This window comes from Streptomyces sp. NPDC050636, assembly GCF_040654775.1.
In the GTDB taxonomy this organism is placed as follows: Bacteria; Actinomycetota; Actinomycetes; order Streptomycetales; family Streptomycetaceae; genus Streptomyces.
The window spans coordinates 1-18,097 of the sequence record NZ_JBFAIP010000079.1; the positions used below are offsets into that span (position 1 = coordinate 1).

At 69.5% G+C, this 18,097-nt stretch carries 16 protein-coding genes and 3 pseudogenes; 8 read left to right on the forward strand and 11 right to left on the reverse strand.

Annotated features, from left to right (window positions below; all coding sequences use genetic code 11):
- Both AB0I10_RS32450 and AB0I10_RS32455 read left to right on the forward strand, forming a co-directional pair.
- Nucleotides 1-80 (forward strand): annotated as a pseudogene (locus AB0I10_RS32450) (2Fe-2S iron-sulfur cluster-binding protein); the annotation flags it as partial.
- Nucleotides 81-262: 182 nt separating this feature from the next.
- Nucleotides 263-5,236 carry an HAD-IC family P-type ATPase gene (locus tag AB0I10_RS32455; RefSeq protein WP_363156255.1) on the forward strand — a complete coding sequence of 1,658 codons (4,974 nt, stop codon included), beginning with the start codon at nt 263-265 and terminating at the stop codon, nt 5,234-5,236.
- On the opposite strand, the gene AB0I10_RS32460 is transcribed toward AB0I10_RS32455, so the two are convergent.
- Both AB0I10_RS32460 and AB0I10_RS32465 read right to left on the reverse strand, forming a co-directional pair.
- Nucleotides 5,200-5,499 carry a hypothetical protein gene (locus AB0I10_RS32460; protein ID WP_363156256.1) on the reverse strand — a complete coding sequence of 100 codons (300 nt, stop codon included), beginning with the start codon at nt 5,497-5,499 and terminating at the stop codon, nt 5,200-5,202. The genes AB0I10_RS32455 and AB0I10_RS32460 overlap by 37 nt on opposite strands.
- A 26-nt stretch (nt 5,500-5,525) precedes the next feature.
- Nucleotides 5,526-5,813 (reverse strand): hypothetical protein, encoded by a 288-nt coding sequence (locus AB0I10_RS32465; protein ID WP_363156257.1) that lies wholly within the window; start codon nt 5,811-5,813, stop codon nt 5,526-5,528.
- 311 nt (nt 5,814-6,124) lie between these two features.
- Here AB0I10_RS32465 and AB0I10_RS32470 point away from each other — a divergent pair, with 311 nt between their 5' ends.
- On the forward strand, nt 6,125-7,033 hold the full coding sequence (locus tag AB0I10_RS32470; RefSeq protein WP_363156258.1) for a LysR family transcriptional regulator: 909 nt from the start codon (nt 6,125-6,127) through the stop codon (nt 7,031-7,033).
- Nucleotides 7,034-7,218: 185 nt separating this feature from the next.
- Here the strand turns inward: AB0I10_RS32470 and AB0I10_RS32475 are convergent, their stop codons facing one another.
- Nucleotides 7,219-7,425, reverse strand: a complete 207-nt coding sequence (locus AB0I10_RS32475; protein ID WP_363156259.1) for a hypothetical protein — start codon at nt 7,423-7,425, stop codon at nt 7,219-7,221.
- A 301-nt stretch (nt 7,426-7,726) separates the two neighbouring features.
- On the opposite strand from AB0I10_RS32475, the gene AB0I10_RS32480 reads away from it, so the two are divergent.
- A complete protein-coding gene (locus AB0I10_RS32480) occupies nt 7,727-9,691 on the forward strand; it encodes a collagenase (protein WP_363156260.1) in 1,965 nt (654 codons plus the stop codon).
- Between the two features lie 376 nt (nt 9,692-10,067).
- Here the strand turns inward: AB0I10_RS32480 and AB0I10_RS32485 are convergent, their stop codons facing one another.
- Nucleotides 10,068-10,769: an NAD(P)H-binding protein gene (locus AB0I10_RS32485; RefSeq protein ID WP_363156261.1), complete on the reverse strand. Its 702-nt coding sequence runs from the start codon at nt 10,767-10,769 to the stop codon at nt 10,068-10,070.
- Between the two features lie 92 nt (nt 10,770-10,861).
- Between AB0I10_RS32485 and AB0I10_RS32490 the strand changes: the two genes are divergently transcribed.
- Nucleotides 10,862-11,587 carry a TetR/AcrR family transcriptional regulator gene (locus AB0I10_RS32490; RefSeq protein WP_363156262.1) on the forward strand — a complete coding sequence of 242 codons (726 nt, stop codon included), beginning with the start codon at nt 10,862-10,864 and terminating at the stop codon, nt 11,585-11,587.
- A gap of 620 nt (nt 11,588-12,207) precedes the next feature.
- On the opposite strand, the gene AB0I10_RS32495 is transcribed toward AB0I10_RS32490, so the two are convergent.
- Complete coding sequence (locus AB0I10_RS32495) at nt 12,208-12,768, reverse strand: DinB family protein (protein ID WP_363156263.1); 561 nt, start codon at nt 12,766-12,768, stop codon at nt 12,208-12,210.
- On the opposite strand from AB0I10_RS32495, the gene AB0I10_RS32500 reads away from it, so the two are divergent.
- The gene (locus AB0I10_RS32500; protein ID WP_363156264.1) at nt 12,767-12,955 is read left to right on the forward strand and encodes a hypothetical protein; all 189 of its coding nucleotides are present in this window, start codon (nt 12,767-12,769) and stop codon (nt 12,953-12,955) included. The two genes, AB0I10_RS32495 and AB0I10_RS32500, sit on opposite strands and share 2 nt — an antisense overlap.
- A 26-nt stretch (nt 12,956-12,981) precedes the next feature.
- Here AB0I10_RS32500 and AB0I10_RS32505 read toward each other — a convergent pair whose 3' ends face one another.
- Together AB0I10_RS32505 and AB0I10_RS32510 are read right to left on the reverse strand one after the other, a co-directional pair.
- The gene (locus tag AB0I10_RS32505) at nt 12,982-13,452 is read right to left on the reverse strand and encodes a hypothetical protein (RefSeq protein WP_363156265.1); all 471 of its coding nucleotides are present in this window, start codon (nt 13,450-13,452) and stop codon (nt 12,982-12,984) included.
- Nucleotides 13,453-13,676: 224 nt separating this feature from the next.
- A pseudogene (locus AB0I10_RS32510) lies at nt 13,677-13,787 on the reverse strand (IS5/IS1182 family transposase); the annotation flags it as partial.
- A gap of 97 nt (nt 13,788-13,884) precedes the next feature.
- Here AB0I10_RS32510 and AB0I10_RS32515 point away from each other — a divergent pair.
- Nucleotides 13,885-14,046 carry a hypothetical protein gene (locus tag AB0I10_RS32515; RefSeq protein ID WP_363156283.1) on the forward strand — a complete coding sequence of 54 codons (162 nt, stop codon included), beginning with the start codon at nt 13,885-13,887 and terminating at the stop codon, nt 14,044-14,046.
- A gap of 6 nt (nt 14,047-14,052) precedes the next feature.
- Here the strand turns inward: AB0I10_RS32515 and AB0I10_RS32520 are convergent, their stop codons facing one another.
- From AB0I10_RS32520 to AB0I10_RS32530, 3 genes are all read right to left on the reverse strand, one after another.
- Entirely contained in the window at nt 14,053-14,514 is a 462-nt protein-coding gene (locus AB0I10_RS32520) for a VOC family protein (RefSeq protein WP_363156266.1), read from the reverse strand.
- Nucleotides 14,511-15,098 carry a DinB family protein gene (locus tag AB0I10_RS32525; protein ID WP_363156267.1) on the reverse strand — a complete coding sequence of 196 codons (588 nt, stop codon included), beginning with the start codon at nt 15,096-15,098 and terminating at the stop codon, nt 14,511-14,513. The genes AB0I10_RS32520 and AB0I10_RS32525 overlap by 4 nt, the downstream gene beginning before the upstream one ends.
- A 107-nt stretch (nt 15,099-15,205) precedes the next feature.
- Nucleotides 15,206-16,702 (reverse strand): S1 RNA-binding domain-containing protein, encoded by a 1,497-nt coding sequence (locus tag AB0I10_RS32530; protein ID WP_363156268.1) that lies wholly within the window; start codon nt 16,700-16,702, stop codon nt 15,206-15,208.
- A gap of 288 nt (nt 16,703-16,990) precedes the next feature.
- Between AB0I10_RS32530 and AB0I10_RS32535 the strand changes: the two genes are divergently transcribed.
- Nucleotides 16,991-17,752: a MerR family transcriptional regulator gene (locus AB0I10_RS32535; RefSeq protein ID WP_363156269.1), complete on the forward strand. Its 762-nt coding sequence runs from the start codon at nt 16,991-16,993 to the stop codon at nt 17,750-17,752.
- Nucleotides 17,753-17,961: 209 nt separating this feature from the next.
- On the opposite strand, the pseudogene AB0I10_RS32540 reads toward AB0I10_RS32535, so the two are convergent.
- Nucleotides 17,962-18,054, reverse strand: a pseudogene (locus AB0I10_RS32540) (IS5/IS1182 family transposase); the annotation flags it as partial.
- Nucleotides 18,055-18,097 lie beyond the last annotated feature (43 nt).

Sequence of the window (18,097 nt, forward strand, 5' to 3'; positions counted from 1 at the left end):
ACGCACTCCACAAGATCAAGTGGGACCAGGACGGTTCGCTGACCTTCCGCCGTTCCTGCGCCCACGGCATCTGCGGCAGTCAAGGCGGTGCGCCGTGTGTCCGTCAGCGCTGCCGGAGTGCTCAGGCCGTTGCCGGCGTCCCCACGGCGCTGACCAGCCGGTGAGCGGTGGTGTGTGCGGGCAGACGGCCGCAGCGCAGGGTGTGACGGCAGGAGAGGGATGACGCGGCTTGAAGGTACCGGGTGCGGGTGTACTAAGCACGGTGCTGGGGTTTCCGGCGCGGGCGGCGGGGGCAGCGCCGGCGCTGGCCGTCAAGGGCGCGGTGCTCGGCACCGCCAGCACGGTGCGGGTGGCGGCCTGGGCCGGCGAGCAGGCCGTTGACGCGGGTGCGGCGGTGGCCGGCTTGGCGGCCTCTGCGCTCCCGTCGCTGTCCGCGGTGCCCGCGCTGCGTGCGCCGACCGGTGGACCGGCGTCGTCCCTGCGGTCCTTCCCATCCTTCCCGTCGCTGTCCTCCCTCCCGTCGCTGTCCTCCCTCCCGGGTACGGGCTGGTCCGCCGCCCGGGGCGTGGTGGACGACCAGGTGCGGAGGGCGGCTCGTGCCGCTGCGGCGTTGCGGGATCTGGCGCGGGGCGGTCGGCAGCGACGGGTCTGGGCCCGTGCCGGCCGTGCGCACATCGAGGTGCACGGCCTGTCCGGCAGCGGCGACCGGCATCTCCGCTACGTGCATGCGCTTACCGGGACGCTGCGCCGGGTCGAGGGTGTCCGCTGGGCCGAGGTCAATGCGGTCACCGGGCAGGCGCTGATCTCCTATGCGGAGGATGCGGTCGGCCCCGAGCGGCTGGTGGCAGCCATCGCAGAGGTGGAGGAGGCGTACGGTGCCGAGCGCGCCGACGCCGGCGCGCATGCGCAGCGCCCGGATGACGATCTGGCCGCAACCGCCGCGGCCGTGGCCCTCGCGGCGGACTGTCTGGGGATGGGTTCGGCGGTGCTCGGCCGGATGGCCGCGCTGCCTGTTGTCCCCAGCCCGGTACGTGCCGCGGTGGCTCTGGCGGATGTGGTGCCGGGGGTCCGGCGGCTGCTGGAGCGGCGGATCGGGCATCTGCGCACGGACGTGCTGGTCGCTCTTGCCCATGCGGCCCTGCAAGGGGCGGCCAAGGGTGCGACGCCGCTTGCCGTGGACGCGGCGCACCGGGTGTTCCGGCTTTACGAGATCCTCGCGCGGCAGCGTGCCTGGGACCTGCGTGAGGAGGACCTGGTCGCCCCGGAGGCCGTGGCGCTGCCACCGGAGCGCGCGGAGCGCCCGCAGCGGCCGTGCCCGCTTCCGCCAGGACCGGTGGAGAAGGCCGCGGACCGCACCGTGCTCGGTCATCTGCTGGGCGGCGCCGCCGTGCTGCTCGCCACCGGTGACCCGGCCGCCGCCGCGGATACGATTCTGGCCACCGTGCCCAAAGCGGCCGGGCACGGGCGCGAGGCGTTCGCCACCGTCCTCGGGCACGACCTCGCCCGTCGCGGCGTGGTGGTGCTCAATCCACGCGCCGTGCGTCGCCTGGACCGTATCGACGCCGTGGTCATCGACTCGTCCGTGCTGTGCAACGGAGAGCTGCGGCTGCTCTCCGCCGTCTCGACCAGCGACACGTACGACGATGCGGCGGTATGGAAGACGGCGAGCCGTCTGCTCACCAACTACAGCCAGGCCGACCTGCGCGGCAGCGGCCCGTGGACGGGGAACGGCCTGTCCGATGCCGGCAACGGCCGGGGAGACGAGACGGGAGGCGGTAGCCGACCAGCCGAGGGGAGCGCCGGCTGGCGGCTCGTACGGGCGCAGGACGCGCAGTCGGGCGACGGCCCGGCCCATCCGGCCGGGGTGACGTTGGACCTGGTGGACGAAGCGGGCCGGTGTTGCGGCAGGGTCCGGGTGGGCTCCTCCCTCGATCCGCTGGCCGAGGCGGTGCTCACGGCGGCCCACGAGGCCGCGGCCAAGGTGGTCCTCACCCAGCACGCGAGCGTGGCCGAACTGCTGGCCTGGGGCGATGAGTCCGCGCCCGAGGCCGACGGGCTCACCGAGCAGGTTCAGGCCCTGCAACGAGATGGCCATGGCGTGTTGGCCATCGCGCACGACCGGCAACGGGCACTGGACGCCGCCGACGTCGGCGTGAACGTACTGCGCGGGCCCGGAGCGACCGACTGGTGCGCCGACCTGGTGTGCGGCCCCGGCCTCGCGGAGGTGTGGCGACTGCTGGGCGCCGTGCCCGCCGCACGCCGGGCGAGCGAGCGGGCCGCGCAGCTCTCGCTCAGCGGCTCCGCGCTGGGTGCGCTGCTCGTCGCCAGTCGGCGACGCCGCCGTGGGGTTCGGGGCCACGGACCGGTGCAGGCGGTGGCTTCCTGGTGCGACCTGCCACCGGTACACGCCGCCTCGCTGACCGCCATGCTGACCAATGCGCTCTCCGCCCGCCGACTCGACCACCGGCCGCTGCCGCCTCCCGTGGTCCGAGACTCCTGGCATGCCCTCAGCGCGTACGACGTGTATCGCAGATTGCACCACGGACGGACGGAAACCGAACCCGAGGAACGCCGGGCGTCGGCGGCCGTGCGATGCCTGCACCGGCTCACGGACCGGGCCGCGGCCGTTCCACTGCTCACCCGTGCCGTGATCGGTCCCGCCGGCGGCGCGGTACGGCTGGCCACCGCCGCGCGACGCGAGCTCGACGACCCACTGACCCCCGTGCTCGCCCTTGGCGCCGCCGCATCGGCCATCGTCGGATCGGGCGTCGATGCCCTGCTCGTGATCGGCGTGATGACCGGCAATGCGCTGATCAGCGGAGCCCAGCGGATGCGCGCCGAACGGGCCCTCGCCGAGCTGCTGATCGGCCAGCAGGTGATGGCCCGGCGGCTGCGCCTGGGCACGCCTTCCGACGACCCCGGCTCCCCGCAGGCCGCGACGCGACTGCTCGCCGATCTCCACGCCGCACCGAGCGAACAGATCTCCGGAGACCTGTTGAAGACCGGTGACCTGATCGCGCTGCGCGCCAACGACGTCGTTCCGGCCGATGCCCGGCTGCTGCTCGCCGACACCCTGGAAGTCGACGAGGCGACGCTCACCGGTGAGCCGGTGCCGGTGGAGAAGACCACCGAGCCGATGCCCAACGCCGAGCCGGCCGACCGCCGCTGCATGGTCTACGAGAGCACCACCGTGCTGGCCGGCAGCGCGGTCGCGGTGGTCGTGGCCACGGGCGCGGCCACCGAGGCCGGGCGGGCCGCCACCGCCGCCGGGCACGTCGAGGCGTCCGCCGGCATGCAGGCCCGGCTCGCCGAACTCACCCGGATCGCCCTTCCCGCCACCGGCATCGGCGGTGCCGTCGTCACCGGCCTGGGCATGCTGCGCGGGCTGCCGTTGCGCCGGGCCCTGGAGTCCGGGGTCGCCGTGGCGGTGGCCGCCGTGCCCGAAGGACTGCCGCTGGTCGCCACCGTCTCGCAGCTGGCCGCGGCCCGCCGCCTGTCCCGTATCGGTGTGCTGGTCCGCTCCACCGGGGCGCTGGAGGCACTCGGCCGGGTGGACACCCTGTGCTTCGACAAGACCGGCACGCTCACCGAGGGCCGGCCGCAAGTCGCCAGGCTGGCCGGGCCATCCGGACCACTGCCGTCCGCCGGCCGCGCGGGCCGACGTGTCCTGCACACCGCCGCCCGGGCCTGCCCGCCGACCGGGAACAGCGCCCGGCCGCTCTCGCACGCCACGGACCGGGCCGTCGTGACGGCGGTCGGTGACGCGGACGAGGACTCCGGCTGGACGCTGATCGAGGAGCTGCCGTTCGAGACCGGACGCGGCTACGCGGCCTCGCTCGGACGCGACGGCGAGAGTGCGGTGCTCGCGGTGAAGGGCGCACCAGAAGTCGTACTCGATCGCTGCTCCTTGGCACTGGATCCCGCTCGCAGCGGCCGGGACGGGACGCCGTTCACCGACTCGGGACGCGCGGCCGCCAAGCGCACGGTGCACGATCTCGCGGCACAGGGCCTACGGGTGCTGGCTGTGGCCGAACGGGCGGTACCAGCCGGTGAGTTGGTGCACGGACGGATCGCCGAGCAGGTGGACGATCTGACGCTGCTCGGCTTCGTCGGCATCGCCGACACCCCGCGGACCTGCGCGCAGGACACCGTACGCCGACTGGGCGACGCCGGGATCCGCACCGCCATGATCACCGGGGACCACCCGGCCACCGCCACCGCAATCGCCGCCGAACTCGGTATCCCCTACGCCGACCGGGTCCTCACCGGTGCCGAACTGGACACCCTGCCAGCGGCCGAGCGCATCGCCGCGGTCGCCGAAGCCGCCGTCTTCGCCCGGGTCTCCCCCGCGCAGAAGGTGCGGATCATCAAGGACCTGCGCAAAGCCGGCCGGGTCGTCGCGATGGCCGGCGACGGCGCGAACGACGCCGCCGCGATCCGCCGCGCCGACGTCGGCATCGCGGTCGCCGGGCGCGGCTCCGGCTCCGCCCGGACCGCCGCCGACCTCGTACTCACCGCCGCCGACACCGGGCTCATTCTGGACGCGCTGCGCGAGGGCCGGACCCTGTGGGAGAGCGTGCGGGACGCCGCCGCCATCCTGGTCGGCGGCAACGCGGGCGAAGTCGCCTTCACCGTACTGGGCACCGTCCTCGGCGACCGGGCACCGTTGAGCACCCGTCAACTCCTGCTGGTGAACGTGCTGACCGACATGCTCCCTTCCCTGGCCGTGGCACTCACCCCCGCCAAACGCGGCGAACGGACAGCAGACCGTCCCCTCGACGGCGGCCCGGCCCGCGGGTTCGTCAGCACGGAGATGGCCCATGTCCTCGCCGTACGCGGCGGGGCCACCGCGCTCGCCGCCCTGAGCGCCTGGCAGCTCGGCCGGCTCACCCGGATCGTGCCCGGTGGCACCCGCCGCGCCGCCACCATGGGCCTGACCGCACTGGTCGGCGCCCAACTCGGCCAGACGCTCCTCACCCGCTGGCACAGCCCCCTCGTACTCGGCACCAGCGCCGTCTCGGCGCTCGCCCTGTTCACCCTCGTCGAGACACCCCTGCTCAGCCACTTCTTCGGCTGCACCCCGCTCGGCCCCTGCGCCTGGACGATCGTCACCTGCTCGGCCACCGCCGCCACCCTCGGCGCGGCCCTCACCTCCCGGCTCCTGCCACAGCTCACTGTCCACCGGCTCCTTCGACCTCATCAGCGCCCTGAGCGCCTTTCAGGCCGAACACCCTGACGTGGTGACGCCTGCGGCTCTCTGCCGGCCCCCTGGCCGAGCATGCCACGGCCCTGCGCGAGGGCAGGTTCGATCTCAAGGTCATCAAGGACGACCCCGCCTTCGTCATCGAGATCACCGTCACCCGCGCCGAGTTCGTCGAACATCTCGCCCTTGTCGCACTTGCGGGCGTGCGTGACGAGGACTTGGCGGGTGAGGGGTGCGCTGGTTGCGACGTAGACGATCTGCGGGCGCTCGGCTATGCAGTCGGGTGTCCACTCCATCGCATCGGCGGAGTGCGTGGGCGGGGTCAGCGGGTGATGAGGGTCAGGACCAGGCCGGTCAGGCCGGTGGCCAGGCCCGCTATGGCCTGCTTGCGGCCGGCGCCTTTCATGCGGTGGGCGTTGGCCCATCCGGTGGCGCCCAGGATGAGGGCGGGGACGGGGGTGGTGCCGGTGATGTCGCGAACCGGCGGGGCGAAGGCGCCGATGATGGAGATGGTGCCGTAGGCGAGGGCGAGGGTGGCCAGGCCGTTGAGCGGCCCCTTCGTCGACGGTGCGGGAATCTCCTGGTCGGGGGCGAGGGCGAGCGGCGGCATGCGGGTGGGGTCCTCACGATTGGATGCGGCGGGGCTACCGGATGGCGTCGACGAAGTCGTCGCGCTGGATGAACTCGATGACCTCGATGACCTCGCCATCCCGGCTGTGGACGAATGCGAGCGAGCCGGATTCGGCTGTCCGTATGCCCGTTCAGGCCGGACTGAGGCGGGTCGGCGGGGGGCCACGGTGGAGGGGGCGGTCACGGGGTTCCCTTCCATCCCGTTCGGTCGTTTCCGTTCGCCTTCGACATTAGGAACCCCACACCCATAGTGCAAAGACGAAAATTCACACAAACCCATAGCATGGAGCTATGTCAGCAACGACCCTCCGGCAGCTCGAATACCTCCTGGCCGTCGTCGAGACCGGCTCCATCACCGACGCCGCCGCCCACCTGCGCGTCTCCCAGCCCACCCTCTCCCAGCAGCTCAAGAGCCTGGAGCGCACGGTCGGCACCCCGCTGCTGGAGCGCACCCCTCGCGGCGCCCACCTCACCCCCGCGGGCCGCGCCTTCCTCCCCGGCGCCCGCCAGGCCCTGTCCGGCACCGAGCGGGCCACCGGCGCCGCCCGCGCCGTGGCCGGGATGGTCCACGGCGAACTGCACCTCGCCGCGGTCCTGAGCGTGGCTCTGGGCGTGGTCCCCTCCGTCCTGGCCGCCTGGCACCGGCAGCACCCCCACATCGATGTGGTCCTGCACGAGTACGCCAACCTCGACTCCTTCGCCCGTGCCATGAGCGACGCCACCGCCGACGTGGCCATCGGCCCGCTGCCCGAGAACTGGGACGGCCTTCACCACCCTTTGGGGGCAGAGGAGTTCGTCGTCCTCGCCCCGCCCGGAGATCCCCTGGCAAAGCGCAAGACCGTGCGCCTGGCGGAGCTGGCCGACCGCCGCTGGGTGCAGTACGGAAGCTCGCATGCCCTGGCCCAGGCCGTCGAACAGCTCTGCGCTGAGGCCGGGTTCAACCCCCACGCCGCGATCCGCTCCACCCAGACCGCCTCCATTCCCCGCCTCGTCGCCGCCGGACTCGGCGTCGGCCTCGTCCCCGCCAACATCCTCACCCCGGACTTCCCCGGCACCGTCCTGCGCCTCACCCCACGTCGGCGCCGCCCTCTCGCCGTCTTCACCCGCGCCGCGCCCCATCCCCTCATCTCCGAGTTCGTCACCACCGCCCACCACCACGCCCGCCTGATGCCCGAGCATCTGACCGGGCAACTCCCCTAGGCGTGCCTCATTCATCAGGTCGCTCATCGGCCTGGCCCTGATGCGGCGGAGCGATCTGACAGACGCTGAATAAGCAGTGCTGGAGCCACTGCTGCCGATCAGCAACAACCGGTGCGGCGGTGGCGCGATCACCGCCAGGTGATCAACGGGATCATCCACGTCGACTCCACCATCACGCGTGCTCATCAGCACGTTGCGGGCGCTCCCAGACGGCCCCACTGGAGTTCGTCCACGCGGCTCCACTGGAGTTCGTGCACGCCGACGCGATGAAGCTGTACGGACTCGTCGATCCGGACCACGTTGTCGACAGCGACGGACGGTCCGGTACGGGAACAGGACTTCAGCAGTTCGACGGCATGATCCCCCGCAACGGAGGGCTCCCCAGAGATCACCGGCTTCACGGAAAGTCCCGAAGAGCCACTGCTACAAGGCCGTTGACGGGCCGTCCTCTCCATCGAAACCAGCGCCGGGGCGCTCACCGAACCCTGGCGAGACGCACTGGAGGGACGAAAAAGGGGCTTGTTCTGTTGCTTGCAACCCCCTTTCACTGACATGTGAACTGTGACATTGTACGGTCACGCTTTCCGCGGGCATGACAGCTCCGAGAGAGCCCAACTCCCGTTGCCATCACGGTCCGCACCCCCCACTGCCGTGCCCCTCGCACGGCTGCCGACCGGCCTGGAGGCCATCGCTATGCATAGACCCCCCACCTTCAAGAAACTCGCCCGACTGCTGATACCTACCGTGGCCGCCGCCGGCCTGGGGCTGACCATGCTCGCCCCCAACGGCGGGGCGGCACCGGCCGACGCCAAGGTGCCCAAGCCCGCACCGAGGTCGGCCCCCGCCCCGCAGCCCGCCTCCGCCACCGTGCTCGCCGCCGATCTCGCACCCGGACACGCCGCCAACCCCGCGCGATCGGCCACGAAGGCCGCACAACGTCCTCCGCTCCCCGCGGCCCAGAACGCCGCAGAGCGCAAGCGGGCCCGCGCTGCGGCGAAGGCGGCAGCGGACTGTAACGTCAGCGACTTCACCTCGAAGACCGGTGCTGCCCTGGTCGAGCAGATCAAGCAGTCGGAAACCGCCTGTATCAACACGCTGTTCAGCGTGGCCGGTGAGGACTCCAAGGCCCTCTTCCGTGAGGAACAGATGGTCACGGTGGCGAACGCACTCAAGGATGTCGCGACCAACTACCCAGGGGACAACAGCACTTCCGCAGCCCAGGTGGTGCTGTACCTGCGCGCCGGCTACTACATCCAGTACAACCAGCCGGAGAACGTCGGCGAATACGGCCCGACGCTGAAGAGCGCCATTCAGGGCGCCCTGGACGGCTTCTTCGGCTCGTCCCACGCCTTCGACGTCACCGAGGCCAACGGGGAAACCCTGGCCGAGACGGTCACCCTGATCGACAGCTCCGAAGAGAACGCCCGCTACCTCGACGTGGTCAAGCATCTGCAGAAGGACTACAACTCGTCGTACGACGAGTTCTACGGGATGGTCGCGGCGGTCAACAACACCTACACCGTGCTGTTCCGCGGCCACCAGCTGCCGGAGTTCGCGGAAGCCGTGCAGGCCGACCCGAGCGTCCTCACCGGACTGCGTGACTTCGCCGTCGCCCACGACGATCTGCTCGGCACCGACAAGTCCTACCTGGCCAGCAACGCCGGACGGGAACTCGGCCGCTTCCTGCAGCACGCCGGCCTCAAGGACACCGTCAAGCCGTTGGTCAAGGAGCTGCTCGGCCGCAGTGAGATCACTGGGCGCACCGCCCCGCTCTGGGTCGGCCTCGCCGAGATGACGGATGAGTTCGACAAGGAGAACTGCGCCGAGTACGACACCTGTGACCTGCAGAACCGTGTGCGCGACGCCGTACTGACGATCAAGCACGAATGCGGTCCGAGTGCGAAGATCCTCGCGCAGGAGCTGACCGAGTCCGAACTCTCGGCCACCTGCGACAGCATCCTCAAGCAGGACCCGGTCTTCCACGGCATCGTCAAGGACAACGGCCCGGTCAAGGACGACAACAACACCAACATCGAGATCGTCGCCTTCAACTCCAGCACCGACTACAAGACCTACGCCGGTGTCGTCTTCGGCATCGACACCAACAACGGCGGCATGTACCTGGAGGGCGACCCGGCCGCTGAGGGCAACCAGCCGCGCTTCATCGCCTACGAGCAGCCGGCCGAGGACGGCGCCTTCCAGATCTGGAACCTCAACCACGAGTACACCCACTACCTCGACGGCCGCTTCGACATGTACGGCGACTTCGCAGCCGGGCAGACCACCCCGACCGTGATGTGGATCGAGGGCTTCGCCGAGTACGTCTCCTACTCGTACCGCGACATCACCTACGACCGGGCGATCGAGGAGGCGGGCAAGGGCACTTACCGGCTGAGCCAGCTCTTCGAGACCACCTACGACAACGCCGACACCACCCGTATCTACCAGTGGGGCTACCTGGGCGTCCGATACATGCTCCAGTCACACCCCGAGGATGTGGCCACCCTGCTCAGCCACTACCGAGCCGGAGAGTTCGACGCCGCCTACAGCCTGCTCCGCGACACCATCGGCACCAAGTACGACGCCGACTTCACCGACTGGCTGAGCAAGTGCGCCGGCGGTGACTGCGGCCAACTGCCTGCCCGGAGTGCACGGTGACCGAGACCTCGGTCACCGGCAAGATCTGAGCCAAGAGAACTCGGTGTCCCGCGCATCGTGCGTGTGCGGGACACCAGCTTCTCAACTGTCCAGGCGGGCCTGCAAGATCCTCGTCGTCGATAGTCAGGTACGGAGCCGTTTCTGGTGAGCAATGTTTTGCGCCAGTTGCTGTTTCGCGTGCCTGCTGGCGCGGCACGTAGGGCAGACCCGACTCTCGCCACCTGACTTCCCATGGTGATCTCGGATGGGGCTTCGTCGGCACCAGGTACTGCCGGAGTGGCGGCGCACTTCCGGGGCGGCGCCCTGGGGTTGCTCGGACCAGGGCGGGCCGGGAACTGCACGATGAGTGTGTGCTGCACCGGCCCGCCGCGTCCGTTCAGTAGCCGATCGTGAAGCGGCGCTGGACGAAGCGGGGCAGCTCCGCCTCGTCGACGAGCGCGACGGCAGCGTCCTCCACGGAGATGCGGCTGCGCCCGTCGGCGTCGAGGACCGGCTGGTCGCCGCCGACCCGGAACCGGCCCGTGCGCTCGCCGGGAGCGATGTCCTCCGCGGGGCTGAAGTAGGTCCACAGGCGGTTGGACGTACGCAGGACGTTCAGGGCGTCCCGATGACCGCGTACTGCCGCGGCGTACTTCCTGGGCAGCCCGAGCTGGTCAAGGCTGGTGCGCAGGTGCTCGTCGGAGTCGGCGTGCACAAGGCCGGGTTCGACCTCCAGGCTGCCGGCGCCGCCGATCACGATCAGACGGGTGCGGGGATGGCTCTCCAGTGCCTTCAGCAGCGCCCGGGCGGCGGTGGCGAAGACCGTGGGGTCGGCGACCGAACGCTCCACGGTGTCGGCTATGTCGTTGGCGGCGTTGCCGGGCTGGAAACCGCTGATCAGCACGTCCAGTCCGGGAAGAACAGCGGCGATGCCGTCGGTGTCGAGGACGTCGAGGCTCTTCCAGACGATGTTGTCGCGGTCCTCGCTGATCTGTATGGCGTCGCGGGTGAACGCGGTGACGTGGTGCCCGCGTTCGAGGGCTTCGGTGACGACGCGGCTGCCGATGGTGCCGGTGGCTCCGATGACTCCGATGTGCATGACTCTCCCCTTCGTCGTAACAACGTGCAGAAACTATACGGTGTGAAGTTTAGATACGGCAATCAACCTTGAGACGCTGTACAGTGACCGTCGTGAAGAGCGCGACGACGAGAAGCACGAGGGGACGCCGCGAGCGGCTACGGGCCGAGACGACGGCGGAAATCAGGAAAGTCGCACTTGAGCTGATGGCCTCCGGCGGGCCCGACGCCATCACACTGCGGGCCATCGCCCGCGAGATGGGCATGACCGCAAACGCCATCTACGGCTACTTCGCCACCCGCGACGACCTGGTCACCACGCTCATCAACGACGTGTACACCTCTCTGGCCGGCGCCGTGGACGCCGCCTGGGACACGGCCCCTGCCAAGAACCCGGCCGACCGGATCCAGGCATGGGCGCATGCCTTCCGGGACTGGGCTCTGGCCAACCCCGAGGGCTTCCGTCTCATCTACGGCGACCCCGTCCCCGGATACCGAGCCCCCGAGGGCGGTGCCGCCCCGGATGCCGCGCGCCGGGTCTGCACCGGCCTCGCCGGCCTCGCGGACGCCGCCTGGCCGCACGCCGAACACCTCTACGCAGGCAGCGACTTCAACTGGTCCGACTTTGATGCCGGCCTTCTCGACAAGGTCCGCCCGGCATTCCCCGACCTCCCTCCCGCCGCCGTGGCGCTCGCCCTGCGCATCTGGGGCCACCTGCACGGCCTGGTGTCACTGGAGGTCTACGGACATCTGCACACCCAGACCATCAGCCCGGACAAACTCTTCCGAGAGGAACTGACCGCGCTCGTCCGGTCATTGGGGATCGCGCCGAGGGGCTGACGCTCCCACGAACAGGCACGCCTGTGAGCTGAGCCGACTGCCGCTCACTTCCAGGTCCCGCAGTCAGCCGGCCGCCACAGCCTCATGCCCGAAGTCCAAACGTGCGCCCCCTCACCAACAGCGGTTCCGCCTGGGGAATTACGTGACGCTCAATCCATCAATGGTGGGGAAATGCTTGACCGTCGACAGGCCGGCGTTCAGCTGTTTCCGCTCCATCGGAGCGACCAGCCCCTGCATTTGCGCCGTACCGAATCTGCGGCTCAGTTGTCGCGAACTGATGGACAAACCGACTACAAAAGCGCGACGGATGCACCGTCTGAGCAACGCAGTCGAGCCAACAGCACCACAGCGAGTTCGGGCCGCGTGACGGTCCGAACTCGCTGTGGCGCTCACCGATTGCCGACTCGACTAAGGCTGCGCGACCTACCGCCCTGTACCGCTTGCCGTAGGGCCAACGAATGGCGCTGGTCAGGTCCCGGGAACGACGCGGACGTCCTGGCACAGGTCCCCGGGCGGCAGAACCGTGCCCATGCCGCCGACGGAGCCCTGCGCCCGACGTCCTGCCCGGAGCTTCGCAGCATGCATGCGCCTCCGGCGGCGAAGGTAACCCCCGGCCCTCGTCACTGGCCTACCCTTCCGTCGACGCACTCGCGCAACAGGTCGGCGTGCCCGCAGTGACGGGCATACTCCTCGATCCTGTGCACCATCAGCTCCCGAACCGCGATCCCCTCCTTGCCCACACGCTCGCTCAGATCCGGGTACTTGGCCAGCGTGGCGTCGGTCGCGGCCTGCTCGCGCTCCAGATCGACGTACGCGGCGTCGACCACGGCCTGATCGGCGACGGCTCCGTGGAAGTCCGCGTCACGCTCGCCGTACAGCTTCGGCAGCGGATCACCGTCGCTGATCCAGTTGTGCCAGTCCCGTTCCACCTCGACGAGGTGCCGAACCAGGCCGAGCAGCGACATCGTCGACGGCGGAACCGACCGACGGGCCAGTTGCTCCGCATCCAGGCCCTCGCACTTCATCCGCAGGGTCTTGCGGTAACCGTCCAGAAAGTCCAGCAGCGTCGCAAGCTCGCCGTCCGGACTGGCTCCTTCGCTGTTGCGGGGGTCGTCGCCCGGGTCCGCCCACATGTCGGGGTAGACGGTTGCTTGGCTCCAGCGTGCGGGTTGATCACTCATGCGTTCTATATTCATCCGTGAGGACCCAAGCTCGCCAGCTTTTTTTGAAGTGTTCTTTACGGTTGGCATGCTTGAGGATCCGGTCGGCGGTTTCGGTCCAGACGAACGGGTGTTCGCGGTCGTTCCGGTCGTCGATGAACGCGCGGATCTCGGCGTTGAGGTCGCGGGGGCGGCACGACGGGCGTGAACTCGATGATCACAGAGTGCCTACGCTCAGTGATCGTCAGGAGAGTTCGTACCCCGTCGTGTCTGCGTCTGGTGAGTGCAGGCATAAGTGCCTGCGGCGAGTACGACGATGTTCTTGACGACGAATTCGCCGGTCATGGACAGCTGCCAGGGGCGATGGTCGATGTATGCCTGGTCCGGCAGGAAGAGCAGGACGGAGAAGGTGCCGAGCATGTGCGCCACGAACACGGGGAGCAGCCAGGCCAGGCGGCGACCGATCAGGAACCAGGCACCCACAATGATCTCGGCCGCGCCCAGGGCAGGCACCGACCAGCCCGGGGCATCCCCTGGCACCACGTCGCGGACGAGCTGCCCCACCGGCGTGCAATCGAAGACCTTCAACACGCCGAACCACACGTAAACCACCCCCATCGCGCAGCGCAGCAGCTTCAGGCCATGCCGTGCGAGCACCTGGTGGACACGGGCTTGAGCCGTGTTGAGTTTGACCGTCATCGACATGGTGCTGCCTCCGCGCGTTGCGCTCGCCGTGCCTCTTCATTCAAGATCACAGCCGAGTGCGGTGCCTCCTCGCCGGTCATTGGGGTGACGACGGCGCAGAGCATGCTGATGGACCACCAGGGGCTCCGGCCGTTCCACGCCCGGCCTCCGTCACCAGACCAGTGGCCACTGTGAAAGCGCTCACTGAGTCTGCGGTAGGCACTGTGCTGGGGACTGTGCCGGGGCTATCGGATGCGGGCGCTTCGGGGGCGGGTGTCCCAGCGGTAGAGGGCCCAGACACGTCGGATCAGGCAGCGGACGGTGATGATTGCGCTGGCCAGGGCGATGAAGAAGTCGCGAAGACCTCGCAGTCATCGAGCTGAACCAACGCGCCTACGCCGAGCGCATCCTCTCCGACGTGACCATGCCGAGTCGCGAGGTGAACTCGGCAAGGTGGCCTTCCGGTGCGGTGACCGCTTCTGCTTCATCGTCAACGTGCTCCTCTACCTGGAGTTCCGCGAGCCCATCCTCCCGCCCGCCCCGCTGCTGGAGCAGCTCGACACCGTCGGCTACCGCGGCCGCAAGACCGGCCGCGGCTTTCGCGACTACGGCTGAGCTGCGTCAGTCCAGGCAGAACTCGTTGCCCTCGGGGTCGGTCATCACGATGAAGCCGGCGCTCATCGGAGGAGCGGGCTCGTCGCGACGTACCCGCGTCGCTCCCAGCGCGACGAGCCGGTCGCACTCGACCTCCAGCGCCGCCATCCGCTCCTCTCCTTGCAGTCCGGGAGCCGCACGGACGTCTAGGTGGACGCGGTTCTTGGCGACCTTGTCCTCCGGCACCTGCTGGAAGAACAGCCGTGGGCCGTGCCCGTCCGGGTCCTCGATGGCCGATCTCGTGTTGCGCTGCTCGTCCGGTACGCCGACCCGCGCGAGGAAGTCGTCCCATGCGGCCAGCGGGTCGGCGTCCTCGGGCAGGTCGACTCCTGGCGGACCGGGGTGGACGTAGCCCAGTGCGTCGCGCCAGAAGGACGACAGCGCCCGCGGGTCGTGGGCGTCGAAGGTGACCTGGATATGGCGGCTCATCGGGTTGCTCCGTTCGTAGCGGGTTTCATGTGCAGGTAGAGGTCGCGCAGCAGGCAGACCTCGGACAGGTGGTGGATCAGCTCGCGGTGGATGTGCAGCACCAGATCGGCCATGGGCGCCTCGGGGAAGGGCTCCTTCGCGCCGACCGGGACCCGTAGCCCGGCGTCGCCGAGGCCGCGCACCCCGGCCAGCCAGACATCGAGCTGGGCCTTGAGCTGGTCGAGCGCGGTGGCCGCGCTGCCGGCGTACTCCCAGGTCTGGTACGACGCCGCCGGCGCGCCGAAGTGCGCCGCGTTGCGCGCGGCGAGCACGCCGACGATGACGTGACCGAGTCGCCAGGCGATCGTGGTGAAGGGCACGGGGACCGGCTCGGGGAAGGCGTAGTCGATCGTGAAGTCCCCGGCACCGACCTGCACGGGCGCCGTCGAGCTGCCGCGCGGCCGCACGCTCCAGGCGTCCGGCACCGGCGACCAGAAGTACTCGTCGTCGGTGAGGCCGTCGAGCCGGGCTCGGAGCTGATGGTTCCAGTGGAACTCCCACTGCTCGCGCAGCGTCCGGTTCCAGTCGAGTTCGTCTGTGTCCATGGAGCCACCCTGACACCTCTTGCGGACAGGATCGGTCCGCAATCACTGGAAGGGTGGGCGACATTGACGTGGCAAGCGGTGACGAGCGGGGTATGACCGAGCGGGTGCTAGACCTCCGAGATGGCTTGACGATGCGAGAGGGTGATTCGACGCTGGGCCGGGTCGATGTCAAGAATCTTGACCAGTAGAGCGTCACCAACCTGGATGCCGAGCTGAGGGCCGTCCAGGTGCCCGTTGGCCAGTTCGGAGTTGTGCACCAGCCCTTCGAAACCGTTCTCCACCTCTTCGACGCGTACGAAGGCGCCGAACGGTACGAGTTGGGTGACACGGCCGACGACCGTTTGGCCGATCTGCCCGATCAGCAGGGGCATCGGATCTTCGTGCAGGGCCTTGAGGGACAGTGATACGCGTTCACGGATCGGGTCGACGTCGAGGATTTCGGCGTTGATCTCCTGACCGACGGAGACGATGTCGGAGGGGTGGTTGATGGGACGCCATGACAGCTCGGGGATATTGATCGTCGCTTCGAAGCCGCCGATGTCCACGAAGGTGACGCCGAAGCCGGCGATCCGGGTCACCGTGCCGGTGACGATCTCACCTCGGTGAAGGGTCTTGAGGAAGGCCCAGTTCCGGTCGCTCGGCGTCGGATCGGTCTGCCAGCGGGCCCGTACCACTCCGTCGCCGTCCGGCATGACAGCCGTGAACAGAGGCGCACGCTCATCGGCGTACACGGACAGGAGTGCTGCAGCGTCGGCACCGGATATCCGGGCGGCCAGCTCCGGGAACTCGTCCTCGTCGGCGACAGCGCTGTGGATCCTGCCGTCCTTGTCCTGCCAGACACATTCGACGAGGCCCTCGGTGGGGAGGGCACCGAGGACCGCGTCGATGTCGGAGGACAGGTCCGGCCACACGGTCAGACGGGCGCGGGGAGCGAGTCCGGCGCGAACCGTGTCGATGGTGTCGTGGGTGAGGTGGTGCCATCGTGAGGCGCCTTCGATGTATGTCTCCTCCAGGATTGCGGCGCGGCGCGTGGCGACTGCCCAGTGCAGACCGGCCCAGAAGTCGTCGTCGCCCGGGCGCTGGGTGTTTCCCCTGTCGGTCTCCATGTCGTACGGGGAGGCGTCCAGGCGTTGCGGGAACAGCCCGAGCGTGCGTGTTCGTGCCAGCGCCTCCTCGCAGGGGCGGCTACTGCCGATGTAGAGGTACTGGTCCCATCCGACGTGCACTGCGAATGCGCCCTCCGCCTCCAGCCGGCACCAGGCGCCGCTGTCGCGCAGCATGAGCCGCACCAGCTCCAGCCCGACATCGAGCGGCACCTCCACCCCGTCGTGGAAGCCGGTAAGGCCGGTCGGAAAGAGCCCGTCGAGCCCGAAGTCGTCCAAGGGCCGCTCGACGCCGAAGTGTGCGAGGGACGGGACCTGCGGCTCGCGGACGGACAGGTGGTCGATGCCGGACTCCGCGGCGAACGCCTCGACCGCATGAAGATAGGCCGCCTCGATCTCGCCGTGGTCGCTGACGGTGTCCGCGGTGCCGATGCAGTGCCCGTGTTCGTCACGGTCGGCGGGGTCGTACTTGGTGACGCGGTAGATGTAGGGGAGCTGCACGTCCCTATCCTCCAGCACGGCGAGGGCGGCGTTGTGCCCGCCGAATCCGGAGGAGTTGCAGCAAGGTGGCGATCGCCTCGACGGAGCCGCTCTGCAGATGCCTGAGCATGGACTTGGTTGCCGAGACGGCGACTTGGTCGGTGTGGGCACCCAGCACGCGGTGCCGGGCACAGGGCCGGGGGCTGGGATCTTGGGTGCTGGGCTTGCAGTTGTCGCTGCGGCAGCTTCTACCGTTCTGACCAGGGCCGGAGAAACCGGCCCGGAGAAGCACTCGTGAGGGAGGCGGCGATGGCCTGGCCGATCGCAGAGGTTGCCCGGATGTCGGGCGTGACGGCCCGGACGCTGCGGCACTACGACGAGATTGGCCTGCTGCCGCCTGCGCGGATCGGTACCAACGGCCACCGCTACTACGAGGAGCGCCAGCTGCTTCGGCTGCAGCAGATCCTCGTGCTGCGGGCGTTGGGCTTGGGTCTGCCCGAGATCGGTCGGATCCTGGCCGCGCAAGTCGACGAGCTGGAGGCCCTGCGTGGCCACCGTCGGCGGCTGCTCGCCGAGCGCGAGCGGTTGGACGCACTGGTCAGCACCGTCTCCCACACGATCACCGAACTGGAACAGTCCAGGAAGGACGGTAGACCCATGACCAGCATCAACCGACCGGAGAACCTGTTCGAGGGTGTCCAGCCCGCCCAATACGGAGAGAGCCTGCGTGACTTCCCGGAGCTGGCCAGGGAAGTCGAGCGGCGCACCTCGACGATGAGCGAGGCCCAGATCGAGGCCGGACACCGTGAGCGCACGGCGCAGATGATCCGGCTGGCCGAGCTGCTGGCCGCCGGTACGCCCGCCGACGCCGACCCGGTGCAGGGTGAGGTCGACGCCCAGTACCGGGCGCTGACTGAGCTCCGAGCAGTCTCCGCCGACGAGTACCGCGCGATCGGGCGCTCCTGTGTCGAGAACGAGCAGGTGCGCACGGCGTACGAGGCGATCGCATCGGGCTTGGCCGCGTACCAGCGGGATGCCATCGAGGCGTACGCCACGACTCGGCTGAGCTGAGCCGGACCGGGCCGCCGCCACGGGAACGGGCCCGCGGCGGCGGCCCTGCCGGCTGCGCCGTCAGAAGAGTCGGCGGCGTCCGCGGCATCGAGCAGACCCACCCTGATAGCGGAGGCGACCTCCGGGGCACTGCTCACACTCAGGGGCTTAAAGCGTGTTGCAGAAGGGTGGGTGTGGGCAGGCCAGGGGTGGGTTGGTGTCTGGCCTGTTCATGCGCCGAGGGCGAGGTTGTGCATGTGGGCCACGGCTTGGACGGCGTGGTGGAGGCCGTTGCCGCGCTGCCGGCAGTCGCGGAGGATCTGGACGACACCTGCGGCAACCTGATCCAGATCGTGCACAGCAAGT

Coding starts and splice junctions, on each gene's coding strand:
- AB0I10_RS32520 (WP_363156266.1), bottom strand. CDS start 14,514: ATGAGCCGCCATATCCAGGTCACCTTCGACGCCCACGACCCGCGGGCG.
- AB0I10_RS32525 (WP_363156267.1), bottom strand. CDS start 15,098: ATGGACACAGACGAACTCGACTGGAACCGGACGCTGCGCGAGCAGTGG.
- AB0I10_RS32505 (WP_363156265.1), bottom strand. CDS start 13,452: ATGTCGATGACGGTCAAACTCAACACGGCTCAAGCCCGTGTCCACCAG.
- AB0I10_RS32470 (WP_363156258.1), top strand. CDS start 6,125: ATGTCAGCAACGACCCTCCGGCAGCTCGAATACCTCCTGGCCGTCGTC.
- AB0I10_RS32465 (WP_363156257.1), bottom strand. CDS start 5,813: ATGCCGCCGCTCGCCCTCGCCCCCGACCAGGAGATTCCCGCACCGTCG.
- AB0I10_RS32500 (WP_363156264.1), top strand. CDS start 12,767: ATGCGTTCTATATTCATCCGTGAGGACCCAAGCTCGCCAGCTTTTTTT.
- AB0I10_RS32460 (WP_363156256.1), bottom strand. CDS start 5,499: ATGGAGTGGACACCCGACTGCATAGCCGAGCGCCCGCAGATCGTCTAC.
- AB0I10_RS32485 (WP_363156261.1), bottom strand. CDS start 10,769: ATGCACATCGGAGTCATCGGAGCCACCGGCACCATCGGCAGCCGCGTC.
- AB0I10_RS32480 (WP_363156260.1), top strand. CDS start 7,727: ATGCATAGACCCCCCACCTTCAAGAAACTCGCCCGACTGCTGATACCT.
- AB0I10_RS32535 (WP_363156269.1), top strand. CDS start 16,991: ATGGCCTGGCCGATCGCAGAGGTTGCCCGGATGTCGGGCGTGACGGCC.
- AB0I10_RS32495 (WP_363156263.1), bottom strand. CDS start 12,768: ATGAGTGATCAACCCGCACGCTGGAGCCAAGCAACCGTCTACCCCGAC.